This window comes from Sphaerimonospora sp. CA-214678 (genome assembly GCF_050942215.1).
In the GTDB taxonomy this organism is placed as follows: Bacteria; Actinomycetota; Actinomycetes; order Streptosporangiales; family Streptosporangiaceae; genus Sphaerimonospora.
Map to the genome: position 1 here is coordinate 4,580,669 of NZ_CP192056.1, position 16,916 is coordinate 4,597,584.

General features: G+C 69.3%; 15 protein-coding genes and 3 pseudogenes. 8 read left to right on the forward strand and 10 right to left on the reverse strand.

Annotation, left to right across the window (positions count from 1 at the left end; genetic code table 11):
• Nucleotide 1: 1 nt before the first annotated feature.
• Nucleotides 2–1,498, reverse strand: coding sequence for a tRNA (N6-isopentenyl adenosine(37)-C2)-methylthiotransferase MiaB (gene miaB / locus ACQP1K_RS20540; RefSeq protein ID WP_433497329.1), 1,497 nt, complete (start codon nt 1,496–1,498; stop codon nt 2–4).
• Nucleotides 1,499–1,798: 300 nt separating this feature from the next.
• On the opposite strand from miaB, the gene ACQP1K_RS20545 reads away from it, so the two are divergent.
• The 5 genes from ACQP1K_RS20545 to ACQP1K_RS20565 all read left to right on the forward strand — a co-directional run bounded on the left by ACQP1K_RS20545 (nt 1,799) and on the right by ACQP1K_RS20565 (nt 5,950).
• Nucleotides 1,799–2,554 (forward strand): amino acid ABC transporter ATP-binding protein, encoded by a 756-nt coding sequence (locus tag ACQP1K_RS20545; RefSeq protein ID WP_433497330.1) that lies wholly within the window; start codon nt 1,799–1,801, stop codon nt 2,552–2,554.
• A gap of 56 nt (nt 2,555–2,610) precedes the next feature.
• On the forward strand, nt 2,611–3,480 hold the full coding sequence (locus ACQP1K_RS20550; RefSeq protein ID WP_433497331.1) for a glutamate ABC transporter substrate-binding protein: 870 nt from the start codon (nt 2,611–2,613) through the stop codon (nt 3,478–3,480).
• A 78-nt stretch (nt 3,481–3,558) separates the two neighbouring features.
• A complete protein-coding gene (locus tag ACQP1K_RS20555; RefSeq protein ID WP_433497332.1) occupies nt 3,559–4,227 on the forward strand; it encodes an amino acid ABC transporter permease in 669 nt (222 codons plus the stop codon).
• Nucleotides 4,224–5,093 (forward strand): amino acid ABC transporter permease, encoded by an 870-nt coding sequence (locus ACQP1K_RS20560; RefSeq protein ID WP_433497333.1) that lies wholly within the window; start codon nt 4,224–4,226, stop codon nt 5,091–5,093. The genes ACQP1K_RS20555 and ACQP1K_RS20560 overlap by 4 nt, the downstream gene beginning before the upstream one ends.
• A gap of 104 nt (nt 5,094–5,197) precedes the next feature.
• Complete coding sequence (locus ACQP1K_RS20565) at nt 5,198–5,950, forward strand: glutamate-binding protein (protein ID WP_433497334.1); 753 nt, start codon at nt 5,198–5,200, stop codon at nt 5,948–5,950.
• 93 nt (nt 5,951–6,043) lie between these two features.
• On the opposite strand, the gene rny is transcribed toward ACQP1K_RS20565, so the two are convergent.
• From rny to ACQP1K_RS20595, 6 genes and pseudogenes are all read right to left on the reverse strand, one after another.
• Nucleotides 6,044–7,669 (reverse strand): ribonuclease Y, encoded by a 1,626-nt coding sequence (rny, locus tag ACQP1K_RS20570; RefSeq protein ID WP_433497335.1) that lies wholly within the window; start codon nt 7,667–7,669, stop codon nt 6,044–6,046.
• Between the two features lie 302 nt (nt 7,670–7,971).
• Nucleotides 7,972–8,541, reverse strand: coding sequence for a recombination regulator RecX (gene recX, locus ACQP1K_RS20575; RefSeq protein ID WP_433497336.1), 570 nt, complete (start codon nt 8,539–8,541; stop codon nt 7,972–7,974).
• Between the two features lie 8 nt (nt 8,542–8,549).
• Nucleotides 8,550–9,059: pseudogene (locus ACQP1K_RS20580) on the reverse strand (recombinase RecA); the annotation flags it as partial.
• A gap of 12 nt (nt 9,060–9,071) precedes the next feature.
• Nucleotides 9,072–10,157 (reverse strand): annotated as a pseudogene (locus ACQP1K_RS20585) (intein-containing recombinase RecA); the annotation flags it as partial.
• A pseudogene (recA, locus tag ACQP1K_RS20590) lies at nt 10,149–10,760 on the reverse strand (recombinase RecA); the annotation flags it as partial. The pseudogenes recA and ACQP1K_RS20585, both read right to left, overlap by 9 nt.
• Before the next feature lie 153 nt (nt 10,761–10,913).
• Entirely contained in the window at nt 10,914–12,113 is a 1,200-nt protein-coding gene (locus ACQP1K_RS20595; protein ID WP_433497337.1) for an alpha/beta hydrolase, read from the reverse strand.
• Between the two features lie 205 nt (nt 12,114–12,318).
• Between ACQP1K_RS20595 and ACQP1K_RS20600 the strand changes: the two genes are divergently transcribed.
• From ACQP1K_RS20600 to ACQP1K_RS20610, 3 genes are all read left to right on the forward strand, one after another.
• Nucleotides 12,319–13,497 (forward strand): sensor histidine kinase, encoded by a 1,179-nt coding sequence (locus tag ACQP1K_RS20600; protein WP_433497338.1) that lies wholly within the window; start codon nt 12,319–12,321, stop codon nt 13,495–13,497.
• Entirely contained in the window at nt 13,485–14,147 is a 663-nt protein-coding gene (locus ACQP1K_RS20605) for a response regulator (RefSeq protein ID WP_433497339.1), read from the forward strand. The genes ACQP1K_RS20600 and ACQP1K_RS20605 overlap by 13 nt, the downstream gene beginning before the upstream one ends.
• A 110-nt stretch (nt 14,148–14,257) precedes the next feature.
• Nucleotides 14,258–14,533 (forward strand): hypothetical protein, encoded by a 276-nt coding sequence (locus tag ACQP1K_RS20610; protein ID WP_433497340.1) that lies wholly within the window; start codon nt 14,258–14,260, stop codon nt 14,531–14,533.
• A gap of 101 nt (nt 14,534–14,634) precedes the next feature.
• Here ACQP1K_RS20610 and ACQP1K_RS20615 read toward each other — a convergent pair whose 3' ends face one another.
• From ACQP1K_RS20615 to ACQP1K_RS20625, 3 genes are read right to left on the reverse strand one after another with little or no spacing between them, the layout of a single operon-like run.
• Entirely contained in the window at nt 14,635–15,720 is a 1,086-nt protein-coding gene (locus ACQP1K_RS20615) for an ABC transporter permease (protein WP_433497341.1), read from the reverse strand.
• Nucleotides 15,717–16,595, reverse strand: a complete 879-nt coding sequence (locus ACQP1K_RS20620; protein WP_433497342.1) for an ABC transporter ATP-binding protein — start codon at nt 16,593–16,595, stop codon at nt 15,717–15,719. The genes ACQP1K_RS20615 and ACQP1K_RS20620 overlap by 4 nt, the downstream gene beginning before the upstream one ends.
• Entirely contained in the window at nt 16,588–16,896 is a 309-nt protein-coding gene (locus ACQP1K_RS20625; RefSeq protein WP_433497343.1) for a winged helix-turn-helix domain-containing protein, read from the reverse strand. Before ACQP1K_RS20625 ends, ACQP1K_RS20620 begins: the two co-directional genes overlap by 8 nt.
• Nucleotides 16,897–16,916: the final 20 nt, after the last annotated feature.

The following is a 16,916-nucleotide window of genomic DNA, read 5'->3' on the forward strand; positions in this document are numbered from 1 at the left end:
CTCAGCGGGCCGAGCAGGCGGGGGATTCGGCGGGCGCGGGCGCCGGACGGCCGATGGTCGGCATGCCGAGGCTGACCGCGCGACCCCGCTCCGGGGCGTCCTGGCGCGCCTGCCACGCGTCGCCTGCGCGGGTCCGCCGTACGGACAGGACCTTGTCGGCGACCAGATGATGCGGCGCGGCATAGGTGACCTCGGCGGTCACCATGTCGCCCGGCCGGGCGTCGGCGGCGGCGACGTGCACGAGGCGGTTGTCGGCCGCGCGCCCGGACAGCCGGTGCGTGGCGTCGTCCTTGCGACCCTCGCCCTCGGCGATCAGCACCTCGACGGTCCGGCCGGTCTGCGCCCGGTTCTCCGCCCAGGAGATCTCGTCCTGGAGGGCGACCAGGCGCTCGTACCGCTCCTGCACGACCTCCTTGGGCACCTGGCCGTCCATCGTCGCCGCCGGCGTGCCGGGGCGGATGGAGTACTGGAAGGTGAACGCGTTGGCGAAACGGGCCTGCCGTACGACCTCGAGCGTCTGCTGGAAGTCCGCCTCGGTCTCGCCGGGGAAGCCCACGATGATGTCCGTCGAGATCGCCGCGTCGGGCATGGCGGCCCGGACCCGGTCGAGGATGCCGAGGAAGCGCTCGGAACGGTACGACCGGCGCATCGCCTTCAGCACCCGGTCGGAGCCGGACTGCAGCGGCATGTGGAGCTGGTGCATCACGTTCGGCGTCTCGGCCATGGCGTCGATCACGTCGTCGGTGAACGCGGCGGGGTGCGGCGAGGTGAAGCGGACCCGCTCCAGGCCGTCGATCTCCCCGCAGGTGCGCAGCAGCTTGCCGAACGCCAGCCGATCGCCGAACTCGACGCCGTAGGTGTTGACGTTCTGCCCCAGCAGGGTGACCTCCAGCACGCCCTGGTCGACCAGCGTGCGCACCTCGCTCAGGATGTCGCCGGGGCGGCGGTCCTTCTCCTTGCCGCGCAGCGACGGCACGATGCAGAACGTGCAGGTGTTGTTGCAGCCGACCGAGATCGCGACCCAGGCCGCGTACGGCGACTCGCGCCGCGTCGGCAGCGTGGACGGGAAGGTCTCCAGGGAGTCCTTGATCTCGACCTGCGCCTCCTGGGCGATGCGGGCGCGTTCCAGCAGCACCGGCAGCGAGCCGATGTTGTGCGTGCCGAACACGACGTCGACCCACGGGGCGCGGCGGACGATCTCGCCCTGGTCCTTCTGGGCGAGGCAGCCGCCGACCGCGATCTGCATGCCCTCCCTGGCCATTTTGATCGGCCGCAGGTGGCCGAGGTTTCCGTACAGCCGGTTGTCGGCGTTCTCACGCACCGCGCAGGTGTTGAACACGACGACGTCAGCGGGCTCCCCCTCGGGGGCCCGGACGTATCCGGCGTCCTCCAGCAGCCCGGCCAGCCGCTCGGAGTCGTGCACGTTCATCTGGCAACCGTAGGTCCGCACCTCGTAGGTCCGGGCCGCGGCCTCGGTGCCGTGAGTGGTCGCAGTCATCGCGATACAAGCGTAGGCGCTCCCCGGCACCTTCCCGTACGCCGACCGGATTCACAACGTTCCGTTACCTTCCTGTCACACTTCACCGCGTGAGCGGGTAGGTTGTCCACGGCGGCCGTACGTGCGGACGCGATCGGACCGAGCGCCGGAGACGGCGAGCCTTCACCGGCCGGCCCCGCCGCGCTCGCCGACCCACAGCCAGTGCACATTGTCCCTGATCAGGAGGGTTAGTAGGTCGTGACCGGATCGGTACCAGGTGGTTAGTGACTTGGCAGTATCAACCACCCTACGTTGTTGACCATGACGGAGACCGGTGGTTCCACCCCGCTGGTAAAGCTCGATGGGGTGAACAAACACTTCGGCACGTTACATGTGCTGAAAGACATCGATCTGGATGTGCAACGCGGCGAGGTGGTCGTGGTCATCGGCCCCTCCGGCGGCGGCAAATCCACGTTATGCCGTGTGATCAACCGTCTGGAGACCATCGACTCGGGCACCATCACCTTCGACGGACGGGAGCTGCCGGCGGAGGGCAAGGCCCTCGCCCGGCTGCGGTCCGAGGTCGGCATGGTGTTCCAGTCCTTCAACCTCTTCTCCCACAAGACGATCCTCGAGAACGTCACGCTCGGCCCGACCAAGGTGCGCGGGATCTCCCGGCAGCAGGCCGAGCAGCGGGGAATGGAACTGCTCGAACGGGTCGGCATCGCCTCCCAGGCGGGCAAATATCCGGCGCAGCTCTCCGGAGGCCAGCAGCAGCGCACCGCCATCGCCCGGGCTCTCGCCATGGATCCCAAGATGATCCTCTTCGACGAGCCGACCTCGGCACTCGACCCCGAGATGGTGCAGGAGGTGCTCGACGTCATGGTCACCCTCGCCCGCGACGGCATGACCATGATGGTCGTCACCCATGAGATGGGCTTCGCCCGCAGGGCGGCCAACCGGGTCGTGTTCATGGCCGACGGCCAGGTCGTCGAGCAGGGCCCACCCGCGGAATTCTTCACCCGGCCCAGCACCGATCGGGCCAGGGACTTCCTTTCCAAGATCCTTACCCATTGATCACACATGTCTCCGGCCCCGACCGGGCCGAGGCGAGGAAGCAGAGGTGGCAGTCAATGCGAGTGCGTCGAATAGGAGCGGTCCTCGCCGCAGCGGCCATGACCCTTGGCGTGGCGGCGTGCGGCGGCGACAAGACCTACGACAGCGTCGCCGACAAGGTGCAGGACGCCAAGCAGGTGGTCGTCGGTACGAAGTGGGACCAGCCCGGGCTCGGCCTGAAGAAGGGCGCGGAACCCGAGGGCTTCGACGTCGACGTGGCGAAGTACGTCATCAAGGAGCTGGCCGGCGGCCAGGACGTCGACATCACGTGGAAGGAGTCGGCCTCCTCCAACCGTGAGGCGTTCCTCGCCAACGGCACCGTGGACATCATCTTCGCGTCCTACTCGATCACTGAAAGCCGTAAGGAGAAGGTGACCTTCGGCGGGCCGTACATCGTGGCCCACCAGGACGTGATGGTCCGCGGCGACGACAGTAGCATCAGCAAGCCCACCGATCTGAAGGACAAGCGGATCTGCCAGGCCGCCGGCTCCAACTCCTACAAGCGGATCACCGACCCGCCGCCGGACGGCGAGCTCGACATCGACGCGGAGCTGGTGGGCGCGGCCAACTACTCCGAGTGCGTCGCCAAGCTCGGCGGGAACAACCTCGACGCGGTCACCACCGACGACCTCATCCTGGCCGGGTTCGCCACCCAGGCCGCGGAGCAGGGCGGCGCCAGCTTCAAGATCCTGGGCCAGCCGTTCACCGACGAGAAGTACGGCGTCGGCCTGAAGAAGGGCGACACCAAGACCTGCGAGGCGGTCAACGCCGCCATCACCAAGATGTATCAGGACGGCACGGTCCAGCAGCTGTTCACCAAGTGGTTCGGAAAGGCCCAGGGGCTCAGCGCCCCGACGGCCGCCCCCTCCTTCGAGCCCTGCGCCTGACCTGTCGCATCGAGCGGCCGGTGACCCCGCCCCGGGTCGCCGGCCGCCGTGTCCCCGGTAGAGCAGCACTGGAGCACGATGAATGACCTGATCAAATACGCGCCCGACCTGGCCGCGGGCTTCCTGGTGAACGTGGAACTCTCCCTGGTGTGCGCGATCTTGTCGCTGATCGCCGGGACGGTCCTCGTGTCCCTTCGGGTCGCGCCGACGCCGGTCCTGCGCACGGCGGCCGCCACCTACATCAGCATCGTGCGGAACACGCCCCTGACGCTGGTGCTGGCCTTCTCCGCGCTGGGGCTCAGCGACACGCTCGGCCTGTCCTTCTCCAAGGAGCCCAGCACCAACGCGTTCTGGCTGGTCGTGCTGGGCCTGTCGGCGTACACCGCGTCGTTCGTCGCGGAGACGCTGCGCTCGGGCATCAACACCGTGCCCCTGGGTCAGGCGGAGGCCGCCCGCGCGATCGGGCTCACGTTCTTCCAGTCCCTGCGGATGATCATCCTGCCGCAGGCGTTCCGCGCGGTCATCGCCCCCCTGGGCAGCGTGATCATCGCCATGATCAAGAACACCACGGTGGCCATGGCCGCCGGCTACCTCGCCGAATCGGCATTCGTGATGAAGGACACCTTCGACGACACCGGCGTTTCGATCCCCATCTTCATCGGGCTCGTCCTCGCCTTCATGGCCATCACCCTGCCGGTCGGATTCCTCGCCGGCCGGCTCGCCCGGCGTCTGGCGGTGACCCGATGAGCGGCCCCGTCGACACCTCGGTCCTGTTCGACGCGCCGGGGCCCCGGGCACGGCTGCGCAACAACGCGCTGTCCCTGCTGGCGCTGATCGCGATCGTGGCGATCGTCTACTTCGTCTATGTGAGGTTCGACGAGAAGGGCCAGTGGGAGGGGAGGATCTGGGAGCCGTTCACCGAGCCCTCGACCTGGACCGACTACATCATCCCCGGGCTGCTCGGCACGCTGAAGGCGGCGGGCCTCGGTGCGGTGTTCGCGCTCGCCTTCGGCTCGGTCTTCGGTCTGGCCAGGCTCTCCGACCACCGGTGGATCAGGGTGCCGGCCGGCGCGGTCGTCGAGATCTTCCGGGCGATCCCGCTGCTGCTGCTGATCTTCTTCCTCGCCTATCTGGCCCCCGCCGTCTTCGGCAGCGGCGACTACACGCTGATCGCGCTGGTGGCCGGCCTCACCCTCTACAACGGGTCGGTCCTCGCCGAGGTCATCCGCGCCGGCGTCCTGGCCGTGCCCAAGGGGCAGTCGGAGGCGGCCTACGCGATCGGATTCCGCAAGAACCAGGTGATGCGGATGGTCCTGCTGCCGCAGGCCGTCACCGCGATGATGCCGGCCATCGTGAGCCAGCTCGTCGTCCTGCTCAAGGACACCGCGCTGGGCTACATCATCGCGTACGTCGACCTGCTCAACTACGGATTCAAGATCATCCCCGCGGTCTTCTTCGGCTCGCTCATCCCCGCCGCCATCGTCATCGGAGTCATCTACGTCGGTCTCAACATGACGCTCAGCGCCCTGGCCACCTGGCTGGAGAAGCGGAGCAGGCGCAGCCGCAGGACATCGGTGAAGCCGATACCCGCGGCGGCGGACACCGGCGAGTAGACCGGCCGTGATCGGACAGGTCCGGCCCGGCCGACCGCGCCATGGGCAAGTGTTTGCCGTGTCGCTCCTTGCCGCCGGTCGGACCCGCCGTGATCCTGTAGCACGTGCGGCGTGTCGTGGCCCTGCTGGCAGGCGTAACGATGGCGGGCGCGCTGCTCACGGGATGCGGGAGCAGCGGCACGCTCGTCGTCGGCGTGCGTCAGGGGCAGCCCGGGCTCGTGACGCCCCTGCCCGACGGGAAGGTCTCCGGATTCGACATCGCTGTGGCCCAATACGTCGCCCACCGGCTCGGCTATCGCGACGACCAGATCGTCTACACCGGCGCCCCGGAGCAGGCCGACCTGGTCCTCGGCACGATGGGCTCGCCCGGCCTGCGGAACGTCGCCGGGCCCTACCTGGTGACCAGCACCGACATCCTCGTCCGTACGGGCGATCTGTCGATTCGGAGGCTGCGCGACCTCGCCCGCAGGCGCGTGTGCTCGACCAGCGTGTCGGCCGAACGCCTGATCCGCGCGTTCGGCGGGAAATGGAAGGAGGCGTTCCTCGCCGAGGCCAACGTCCCGGCCGCGTGCGCGCCGCTGCTGGCCGACGGGAGGATCGACGCGATCGTGGCCGACGCTCCCGTGCTCGCCGGGCTCGCCGCGCAGCATCCCGGCCGGTTCCGGTTCAGCGGCCGGCCCCTGACCACCGAACGGTACGGCATCGGCACCCGGTCGGCCGCCCGCAGGGAGCAGGTCAACGACGCGCTGCGCCACATGTTCGACGACGGCGCCTGGAAGCGGGCCGTCATCGACTACCTCGGCGTGCTGGCCACGCGCTACACGACACCCCCGGCCCTGCCACGCCCGCCCCGGTAGCGGAGGACATGCCTGCGAGTCCGCCGGCCGCGCGCAGCGAGACGTGTTCCCGGGACCACGAACCCGCCGCCACGACCAGGGCGGCCGCGACGGTCAGCGGGCGAACTCGGTGGCCCGCGACTCCCTGACCACGTTGATCCGAATCTGTCCCGGGTAGGTGAGCTCCTCCTCGACCTGCTTGGCGACGTCCCGTGCGATCACCTGGGCCTGGATGTCGTCCACCGCGTCCGGGCGCACCATCACTCTGATCTCCCGGCCGGCCTGCATCGCGAACACCTTGTCCACACCCTCGTACGACTGGGCGATCTCCTCGAGCCGCTCCAGCCGCTTGACGTACGCCTCGAGGGACTCGCGCCGCGCCCCGGGACGGCTGCCGCTGATCGCGTCCGCCGCCTGGGTCAGGACGGCCTCGACCGTACGGACCTCCACCTCGTTGTGATGCGCCTCGATCGCGTGGACCACGTCCTCGTGCTCGCCGTACCGCCGTGCGATCTCCGCCCCGATCAGCGCGTGGCTGCCCTCGACCTCATGGGTGAGCGCCTTGCCGATGTCGTGCAGCAGCGCGCATCGCTTGACCAGGTCGCGGTCGAGCCGCAGCTCCGCGGCCATGATGCCGGCCAGATGCGCGGACTCGATCAGGTGCTTGAGCACGTTCTGCCCGTAGGAGGTGCGGTAGCGGAGCTGCCCGAGCAGCGTGACCAGCTCGGGATGCATCTCGGTGATGCCCAGCTCGACCAGCGCGTCCTCTCCCGCGCGTACGCACAGGTCCCGCACCTCGGCCTTGCTGCGCTCGTAGGCCTCCTCGATGCGCTGGGGATGGATGCGGCCGTCGAGGACGAGCTTCTCCAGCGTCAGCCTCGCCGTCTCCCGCCGGACCGGATCGAAGCAGGACAGGAGCACGGCCTCGGGCGTGTCGTCGATGATCAGGTTGACCCCGGTCGTGGACTCGAACGCCCGGATGTTCCGGCCCTCCCGGCCGATGATGCGGCCCTTCATCTCGTCACCGGGCAGGTGGAGCACGCTCACCACGGACTCGGCCGTCTGCTCGGTCGCCACCCGCTGGACGGCCAGTGTCACGATCTTGCAGGCGCGCTTCTCGCCCTCCTTACGCGCCTCGCTCTCGATCTCCCGGACGATCAGCGCGGCCTCGCGCTTGGCCTGGTTCTCGATCTCCTTGACCAGCTCCCCCCTGGCCTGCGCGGCCGTGAGCCCGGCGACCCGCTCCAGGATCTCCCGGCGCCGCTCGGCGATCCGGTCGAGGTCCTCACGCCGGTCGGCCAGCTCTGTCTCCGTCTCGGCGAGCTTGCGTGCCCGCTCGGCCTGCCTGCGCGCCTCCTCGTCCAGCCGCTGCTCCCGCTCGGCCAGCCGGCCCTCGCGCCGTTCGAGGTCGGCGCGCAGCTCCTTGAGTTCCGTCTTGAGGACCCTGGCCTCCTCCTCGACCTCTTTGCGCATCGCGGCGGCGCTCTCGGCCAGGGACTCGGACTTGCGGATGATCTCCCCGGCGTCCTCCTCCGCCCTGCCGCGGATCTCCTCGGCCTCCCGCCTGGCCCGCTCCAGCTCCTCGTTCACCTCGGCCGTCACCGCGCTGAGCTGCTCGGGTGAGGGACCGGCCGGCGGTGCGAGGCCGCCGGTACGACGCACGACGATGACAAGGGCCGCGACCGACACGAGCGCCAGCAGCACCACCGCAACCGCTAAAACGATCACGACCGTATCCATGCGCGCTCACCCTCTCCTCGCCTTGCGACCTCTGTCAGCGAGGGAGCACACGCGCAGCACTACAACACCCGGCGGCGTCACCAGGACAAATATCGTCTCATCCCCGAGCATCCCGGAGGACACCCGACATGGCCCGGAGGCCGGTCAATATCTATCGCCCGTCGTTCACCGTTATGGGAATCCGCGCTGCGCGGAGTTACTCCTCACTGCGGTCGAGATTAAGCGTCAGAGAGGTAACGAGCAAGCAAAGACTGTCAGGATCTCCTCGGACCGGTCCATCGGCCCGGACCCCAGGGGCTCCCTCAGTCGATCTCCTCATGGAGATCGTCCACGTCGCAGCCCTCGGTCTCCAGTGCCTCCCGGACGACACGGAACGCCAGACCCGGCGGATAGCCCTTGCGGGCGAGCATCCCCACGAGCCTGCGGGTGCGCGCCCTCGGATCGGCGCCCCGGATGGCGGCCAGCCTGCGGGCGACCAGCATGCGTGCGGTCTCGACCTCCTGCTCCGGATCGAGTCGCCCCACCGCGTCCTGGACCGTCTCCTCATCCACCCCACGATGCCGCAACTCCTGAGCGAGCGCCCGCCGGGCCAGTCCGCGGCCGTGATGCCGCGAGCTCACCCAGGCCGCGGAGAACGCCTCATCGTCGATCAGCCCGACCTCGGAGAACCGCTCCAGCACGGCTCGCGCAGCCTCCTCCGGGACCTCTCGCTTCCGCAGGGCGTCCGCGAGCTGCGCCCGGGTCTTCGGCGCCATCGTCAGCAGTCGCAGGCAGATCGCCCTCGCGACCGCCTCCGGATCGGCGTCGGGCTCCCGTGGGTCCGCCTCCGGCCCCCGGCCCCGCCGTGGGCCGGGGAACTCGTCACGTCTCATCCCACGGATCAGACGTCACCCGGCTTGGGCGCGCTGGACTTGCCGCCCCGCCCCGAGGTGGCGGCCCGCCCGGAGGAGGGAGCGGCCGGGGCCGCCGGAGCCGCCTCGCCCGGGGTGTCGAGGCGCGGCCCGATGCCGAGCTTCTCCTTGATCTTCTTCTCGATCTCGTTGGCGATGTCGGGGTTGTTCTTCAGGAAGTTGCGGGCGTTCTCCTTGCCCTGCCCAAGCTGGTCGCCCTCGTACGTGTACCAGGCGCCGGCCTTCCGCACGAACCCGTGCTCGACCCCCATGTCGATGAGGCCGCCCTCACGGGAGATGCCCTGGCCGTACAGGATGTCGAAATCCGCCTGGCGGAACGGCGGCGCCATCTTGTTCTTCACGACCTTCACCCGGGTCCGGTTGCCGACCGGCTCGGTGCCGTCCTTCAGCGTCTCGATCCGCCGCACGTCCAGCCGCACCGACGCATAGAACTTCAGCGCCTTACCACCCGTGGTCGTCTCCGGACTGTTGTGCACGATGATCCCGTCCGCGAGGTAGTTGTGCGACCCTTCAACCTCGATGTCGAATCGGTCCATGTTGTCGAACACGGCAGGTTCGATCTTGAGAACTCGCGCGGGCATCGGATGCAGGGTCGGCTCCACAAACTCCGGCTCCACCATGAACTTGCCCCGGAATTCCGGCAGCAGCTTGTAGTCCATTGAGGGGTGGACGTACGGAGCGACGATCTCCTGGAACAGCTTCGAGCCCATCGTCGAGAACTGCAAGAAGCTGATCTTCCGGGCGCCCTTCTCTATGAGCTTCACGTCCAGCTCATAGGTGTCCTGCAGAAAGTCCATCATCCGCTGACGGGAGCCCGGACTCATCGCCTCGACGCAGATCTCTACCCTGCCGCTTACTCCCTGGGTGCGCCGCTGCACTCCCTTCGAGCGCAGCGTGAACGTGCCGTCGTCCATGTACCAGATCGCGAGCGAGAGCGGGGTGAGCGCCTTGATGTAGTCGAACGCGAAATGCTTCTTCCCGTCGCCGAAATAAACGGCCTGACGAACCTCGGCCAACTCTGCGAGCGGCGTGAAGTCGGCGAAGACGGCGCCCTCGGCGTCGGTCGTCCGGCAATGCGGGATGTTCTCCAGCATCGAGACCTTCCAGTCCAGATAGGCCGCCTGCTCGGCACCATGCCCCATGCGCAGCCGTGCGCTCGTCTCCTCCGAATCCACCGGTGGGGACAGGGCGCCATCACCCATGATCGAGCCGAGGATGACCTGCCACTGCTTGAGGCTGAGCGTGCGCGGTTGGGCGAGCATGACCCGATCGCCCACGGCGATCTCCCCGGCTTCCCGCCAGCCTCCGGGCGTGCGGATCAGGTGATTCGCCGTCATCGCCATCGTGGCGGGGCCGTTTCCTGAGCCTCCCCCCGCCCGCTCGACCGTGAACTTGAGGAACTCCTCGGTCTTGCCGTTGTTGAACCAGTTGACGACCCGCTTTGGGACGATTTCTCCAATTTCTGGGTCATACGAGAGGACTTCGACCGACATCCGCTCGTTGACAATCTTTCCGATCTTCTCGCGGGTTCCATCCGCAAGCGTCACTTTCGTATCGTAAGATCCACACCCGAACATGACGCCGATCTTTTCCCGCAATTGGTTGATGAAGACGGCGGTCGTCCGGGTTTGGTTGAGGGCTCCGGCGACCTTGCGGAGGGCCTGCGACATGAGGCGGGCCTGGAGGCCGACGTGACTGTCGCCCATCTCGCCCTCGATCTCGGCCTTCGGCACGAGAGCCGCCACCGAGTCGATGACGATGATGTCGATCGCGCCGGAGCGGATCAGCATGTCCGCGATCTCCAGGGCCTGCTCACCCGTGTCGGGCTGGGAGACGAGCAGCGCGTCGACGTCGACGCCCAGCTTCTTCGCGTACTCGGGGTCGAGGGCGTGCTCGGCGTCGATGAACGCGGCGATCCCGCCACCTTTCTGCGCATTGGCCACCGCATGCAGCGCGACGGTCGTCTTACCGGACGACTCGGGTCCGTAAACCTCCACGATCCGGCCGCGGGGGAAGCCGCCGATGCCGAGGGCGACGTCGAGGGAGATCGAGCCGGTCGGAATGACCTCGATCGCGGGACGCGAGTCATCGCCGAGGCGCATGACGGAGCCCTTGCCGAACTGCCGCTCGATCTGCGCGAGAGCGGTCTCGAGGGCCTTCTCGCGGTCGTTGATTGCCATTCCTGCCCCCTGGAGGGTTGTCGTCTGCCCGGTCACCAGAAAACTACGGGGTGCCACCGACATTTTCCGGGGCTTCCCGAGAGCCCCCGGGGCTCCCACCGGCTCGCCGCACCCCGGCGGCGACGACTCAAATATAGCCGAACGGCTGTTCGATCACATGTCATCTCCCATCACCGCCGCGATCTCTCCTCCTGAGGAGGTCGGCCCGGCCTGTCCGCCGACCTCGGCGGCGAAGGCCTCGATCGCGTCGACGACGCTTTCGAAGCGGAGGGAGTGGAAGAGGTCGAACGCGTGCTGTGCCCCTGGCAGCTCCGCGTAGACGACCGGGTCGGCGGAGGCGCGCCGCAACCTCTCCGCGAAACGCCGGGCGTCCGCCACCGGCACCAGCGTGTCGTCGTCCCCGTGCGCGATGAAGAACGGCGGCGCGTCCGGTCCGAGGTAGGTCAGGGGTGATGAGGCCGGGCCCTGGCCGTAGTAGTCGCCGTACCAGCCGTACAGGCAGATGGCTGCGGTGACCGAGGTGTCCGCGTGCTCGAAACCGGGCTGGAACGCGGGTAGGCCGGGTGTCAGGGCGGCCAGCGAGGCGAGGTGGCCGCCGGCCGAACTGCCCGCTACGAAGAGCACCGCCGGGTCGGCGCCGTACTCATGGCCGTGCTCCCGCACCCAGGCGATCACCTTCTTGACGTCGATCAGGTGATCGGGGAACGTCGCGGCCGGTCGCAGGCGGTAGTTCGCACTGACGCAGACCCACCCCCGGCTCGCGAGCCGATGGAGGAGGGGGCGCGCCTCGCGGTTCTTCCTGCCGCTGAAGTAGCCGCCCCCGTGGAAGTAGACCAGGGTGGGACCGCCGGAGGGACGGGAGCGGTGACGGTAGACGTCGAGCAGGTTCCGCTTGCCGGCGTCGCCGTAGGCGATGTCCGCCACCCGCTCGACCCGGCGAGGTCGGACGGGAAACGGCCTGAACAGGATGCGGGCGAGCGGGAGACGGGGGCGTGAGCCCGCGGCCGGACGGGCGGCGGCGACGCGCCGGCCGGTGCCGAGGCCCTCGGCCAGGGCCCGATCGAGCACCGGCCCGGCCCGCAGCCCTCGCCGGGCGATGACCCCGAGCCCGGCCATGGTCAGGACGGCGGCCCCGGCCAGGGCCCAGCCGCCGGGCGAGTCGAGGTCGTCCTCCCCGAGGGCCGGCGGCGTCGCGGCCAGGAGCCAGTAGAAGGGGACGAACGGCGACTCGTTGATCGCGAGGCCCAGTCGGAAACTCAGCTCGGCGAGCGGCCGCGGCCGGCGCAGCGGCGCAAGGGCCAGCATGGTGCAGACCGCGACAGGCGTCAGGGTCGCCAGATAACCGAGGGGCATGGTCGTCGCTCCACTGTGCCGCTGTTCGTACGGTTCGGCGTGCCGACGGCCATCGGCCACCGCGCCGGGTTCATGCCTGACAGCGTGACGGGCACGGCGGGGCACGCGCATCGGGCGGGCGGCCACTGTGACCCCGACCTCCGTACGGCATCGCTCCTACTTTGGTAGGTGTCGACGCCGCGGCGTCCGAAGTTAGCCTTGGCCGGTGAGCGGCGAGATCTACTGCGATGCGGGGGCTGGATCCGAGCGTCGGCGCGCCCCGCGAGCCGCCATCGCGGCCTGCATGATCGCCGGAGTGGGGATCCTGACCGCGCCGGCGATCCGGGGGCGGTTCGACGCGCACCCGGCGACGCCGTGGCTGGGTCTCGACATCACGGTCGGGGTGCTGAGCTGCGTCCTGTCGCCCGTTCTGCTGTGGCGGCCGGTCGGCGGCGCGCTGGGATTCACCGTTTTGGCCGCGCTGTCGCCCGCGGCCACCCCGGCGGCCGCGATGGGCGCGCTGCAGGTCGCTCAGCGGCGTGGTTTTCCGGTCGCTGCCGCCGTCGCCGCGACGGGGATCGCCGCGCACGCGATACAGGGCGCGTGGCAGCCCAGCAGAGGGATCTCCTTCGGCTGGTGGCTGGCCCTGATCACGATCGCGTACGGCGCGCTGGTCGGCTGGGGTGCGCTGGCTCAGTCGCGCCGCGCGCTCATCGCCTCTCTGCGCGAGCGTGCCCGTCGTGCCGAGGCCGAGCAGGGCAGGCGGGTGGCCGAGGCGCGGATGCTCGAGCGCAATCGCATCGCCAGGGAGATGCACGACGTGCTGGCCCATCGGCTGTCGCTGCTGGCCACCTACGCGGGTGCGTTGGAATACCGCCCCGACTCCCCGCCCGAGCGGCTCTCGCGTGCCGCGGGCGTGGTGCGTGCCGGGGTGCACCAGGCCCTCGACGAACTCCGCGAGGTGATCGACTTGCTGCGCGAGGAGGACCACGACTCCGGCGAGCGGCCGCAGCCCGGTCTGGCCGACCTCCCCCGGCTCGTCGAGGAGTCTCGCGACGCCGGTGCACAGGTGCTGTTGCGCGACAAGGTGACGGATCCTGCGGCACTGCCCGCCGCTGCCGCTCGAACCGCCTACCGCGTCGTACAGGAGGGGCTGACCAACGCCAGGAAGCACGCCGCCGGCCGACCGGTCCAGGTGGTGGTGGAGGGCCGGCCGGGTGACCGGCTGACGATCGACATGCGCAACCCGCTGCCAGGGGATGAGACCACCCTGCCGATCACACCGGGCACCGGCACCGGCCTGGTCGGGCTGACCGAGCGGGTGCGCCTGACCGGCGGACGGCTGGACCACGAGGTGGCCGCCGGCGAGTTCCGCCTGCGTGCCTGGTTGCCATGGCCGAGGTGAGCCGTCCCATCCGTGTGCTCCTCGTGGACGACGACGCCCTCGTGCGCGCCGGGCTGTCCATGATGCTCGACGGGATTCACGGCATCTCCGTGGTGGGCGAGGCGGCCGACGGCGACGAGGTGGCGGCGGCCGCCGATGCCCACGCCCCGGATGTGGTGCTCATGGATCTGCGAATGCCGCGTGTGGACGGCATCACGGCCACCCGCGGGCTACGGCGCCGGCCTCACCCACCCGAGGTCATCGTGCTCACCACGTTCGACACCGACGAGAACATCCTGTACGCGCTCCGTGCGGGTGCCGGCGGCTTCCTGCTGAAGGACACCCCGCCCGCGCGGATCGTCGACGCGATCCGCCGGGTCGCCGCGGGAGACCCGATCCTGTCGCCCCGGATCGCCCGCAGGCTGATGGACCGCGCGATCACGCAGGCCGGGGCGTACGAGCGGGCGCGTTCCGCCCTGGCCGCGCTCAGCCCTCGCGAGCACGACGTGGTCGTCGCCGTGGCCCGGGGGCGGACCAACGCCGAGATCGCCGCCGAGCTGTTCATGGGCGTGACCACGGTCAAAGCGCACATCTCCAGCATTCTGCGCAAGCTCGGTCTCGACAACCGCACCCAGATTGCTCTTCTCGCACATGACGCGGGACTGGCCTGAGCCGAACCTCCCCGTTAGATATCCGGGCCTTACCTCCACGTGGTTGTCTGCTGGCCGACCTGCGGCAATGCTTGTAGAAAAGTCGGATCTCCAGGGAGAAGGCGGCGACGGTGACGGGCACCGGTGAGTACGGCTGGCGGCGCCGTTCCCTCCTGGAAACGCTCGCCGGGCATCTTCCTGAACGCGGGCTCGCCAGCCGGATGATCGGCGGGGAGGAGCCGGTGCTGTGGATCTGGCATCCGCGCACCCGGAAACAGACGATCGTCTTCGCCTCCCCGGCGAAGGACGGCTGGCTGTTCCTGTGGTCCCCCGACGGACAGGAGAACGCCGAGGAGCCCGGCCGGGCGGCCGAAAGGATCGGGAAGCTGCTCTCCCAGCCCGTCTAGTCCGTCCCTTCCCCTCGGTGCACGGAGCCGCCCCGGTCTCACGGGGGCCGGGGCGGCCTTCCGTACGGGGGCGATCGCCTCCCCGCCTCTCTCCGGAGCGGTCATCTGATGACCTCGCCCAGCTTGACCCGGGCACCCGTACGGAGCACGGCCCGCTGATAGATCCGGGCGCCGGCGAGCAGCACGACCGCGACCGCCGCGATCATCAGCGCCACGGCGAGCACGATCTCTCCAAGCGGCACCTCGGTGGCCGCGGTGCGCACCGGCATCACCATCGAGGAGAACGGCGGGATCAGAGACAGGATCTTGGCCGCCGTCCCGGTCGGCTGTGCCGCGGCGAAGTAGGACACCAGATAGGTCAGCGTCATCAGCATCGTCATCGGCGTCAGCACGCCGTTGAGCTCCTCCTGCCTGGAGACCAGCGAGCCGAAGGCGGCTGCGAGCGTCGAGAAGAAGGCGTAGCCGAGGACGAACCACACGACGGCGCTGATCACGATCCCGGCCATCCCCGGCGGGAGGTCGGCGGCGAGCCCGCTGACGAAGGCCGAGCCGAGGCCTACCGCGATGACCACACCGAGGTTGATCAGGCCCAGCACGCCCAGACCGACGATCTTTCCGCCGAGCAGTTGCCAGGGCCGCATGGCGGTGAGCAGGATTTCGACGATGCGGCTCCCCTTCTCCTCGACCACGCCCATCGCGACGAACATGGCGGAGTAGATGAGCAGGAAGAACAGCACCATCACCAGCACCATGGCGAGACCGGCCCGCACCCCCTCGTAGCGTGCGTCGGTCCCGACGGACACGACGCGCAGCGGGGTGAGCGCGAGACCGGCCTTCTCGATCTGGGCGTCGCGGTGCGCGCTCTGCAGGATGAGACCGAGCCGGCCGTTGAGCTCGCCGTCGGCGAGCACGGTCCGATCGTCGATCAGGGCGGCGTCGACGTCCCCGTCGATCACCGCCTTCCGCGCCGCCGCCTCGTCGGCGTACGTCACGAACTCCACCTGCTCGACGGCGGCCGGAGCCGTACCGACGACGCCCACGTCGTAGACGTCGTTCCCGCTGAACAGCTTCGGGACGTACGCGAACGCGGCCACCAGCACGGCGGTGATCGCCAGGCTGACGATGAACCCCTTCGTCCTGATGCGCGTGCGGATCTCCCGCTGCGCCACCAGCCACAGCCCGTTCACGCGACCGCCTCTCTGAAGATCTCCACGAGGGTCGGCTCCTGCCGGCCGAAGTGCTCGACGTGCCCGGCCTGTACGGCACGGCGGAGGATGGCCTGGTCGTCTCCGCCGGTGCTGAGCAGCACCTGCCGGTCGCCGTCCACGGTGATCTCGCCGGGCAGGCCGTCGGCCCAGCCCGGTGCCGCGCCGCGGACGACGACCCTGAGCGGCACGCGTCCCTCGCCTGCGCGCAGCTCGGCCACCGAGCCGCAGGCGACCATGCGGCCGGCGGAGATGATGCCGACTGAGTCGCAGAGCCGTTCCACCAGTTCGAGCTGGTGGCTGGAGAAGATGACCGGGACGCCGGCGGCCGCCCTGGTCTTCAGCACGTCGGCGAGTGTGTCGACGGCGAGCGGGTCGAGGCCGGAGAACGGCTCGTCGAGGATCAGCACGGTCGGGTCGTGCACGAGCGCCACCGCGAGCTGGACGCGCTGCTGGTTTCCCAGCGACAGCGCCTCGACCGCGTCGCCGCGCCGCTCGACGAGGCCGAGCCGTTCGAGCAGCTCGGCGGTGGTCCGGCGGGCGGCGGCCGGGGTGAGGCCGTGGAGCCTGCCGAAGTATTCGACCTGCTCGGCGACCTTCATCTTCTGATAGAGCCCGCGCTCCTCCGGCATGTAGCCGTACGCACGGCGGTCCTCATGGGTTATCGGGCGGCCCTCGTGGCGCACCTCGCCCGAGTCGGCATCGAGGACGCCCATGATGATCCGCATGGTCGTGGTCTTGCCGGCGCCGTTGGCTCCGACGAAGCCGAACATCTCGCCGGGCCGTACGGAGAAGTCCACCCCGTCGAGGGCGACCTTGTCTCCGAAGCGTTTGCCTAAGTTCTCGATGTCAAGCATGGGGGATTCCTTCGGTGATCCGTCGCAGTACGTCCATATAGGTGCGAAACGCCTTCTTGCCGCGACTGGTCAGCGAGAGCCAGGTGCGTGCCCGCTTCCCGACGAATGTCTTGTTCACCCGGACGTATCCGGCCTCTTCCAGGGTGAGGATGTGCTTGGAGAGCAGGGAGTCGCTGACCTCGATGGTGTCGCGCAGGAACCGGAAGTCCGCCTTCTCGACGGCCGCCAGCGCCGCCACGATGGACAGCCGGACCGGCGCGTGGATGACCTCGTCGAGCTCATGGCGCGGGTGGGTGCTCATCGCTTCCTCAGCACGCCCCG

Coding starts and splice junctions, on each gene's coding strand:
- miaB (WP_433497329.1), bottom strand. CDS start 1,498: ATGACTGCGACCACTCACGGCACCGAGGCCGCGGCCCGGACCTACGAG.
- ACQP1K_RS20620 (WP_433497342.1), bottom strand. CDS start 16,595: ATGCTTGACATCGAGAACTTAGGCAAACGCTTCGGAGACAAGGTCGCC.
- ACQP1K_RS20625 (WP_433497343.1), bottom strand. CDS start 16,896: ATGAGCACCCACCCGCGCCATGAGCTCGACGAGGTCATCCACGCGCCG.
- ACQP1K_RS20560 (WP_433497333.1), top strand. CDS start 4,224: ATGAGCGGCCCCGTCGACACCTCGGTCCTGTTCGACGCGCCGGGGCCC.
- ACQP1K_RS20605 (WP_433497339.1), top strand. CDS start 13,485: ATGGCCGAGGTGAGCCGTCCCATCCGTGTGCTCCTCGTGGACGACGAC.
- ACQP1K_RS20595 (WP_433497337.1), bottom strand. CDS start 12,113: ATGCCCCTCGGTTATCTGGCGACCCTGACGCCTGTCGCGGTCTGCACC.
- recX (WP_433497336.1), bottom strand. CDS start 8,541: ATGAGACGTGACGAGTTCCCCGGCCCACGGCGGGGCCGGGGGCCGGAG.
- rny (WP_433497335.1), bottom strand. CDS start 7,669: ATGGATACGGTCGTGATCGTTTTAGCGGTTGCGGTGGTGCTGCTGGCG.
- ACQP1K_RS20545 (WP_433497330.1), top strand. CDS start 1,799: ATGACGGAGACCGGTGGTTCCACCCCGCTGGTAAAGCTCGATGGGGTG.
- ACQP1K_RS20555 (WP_433497332.1), top strand. CDS start 3,559: ATGAATGACCTGATCAAATACGCGCCCGACCTGGCCGCGGGCTTCCTG.
- ACQP1K_RS20550 (WP_433497331.1), top strand. CDS start 2,611: ATGCGAGTGCGTCGAATAGGAGCGGTCCTCGCCGCAGCGGCCATGACC.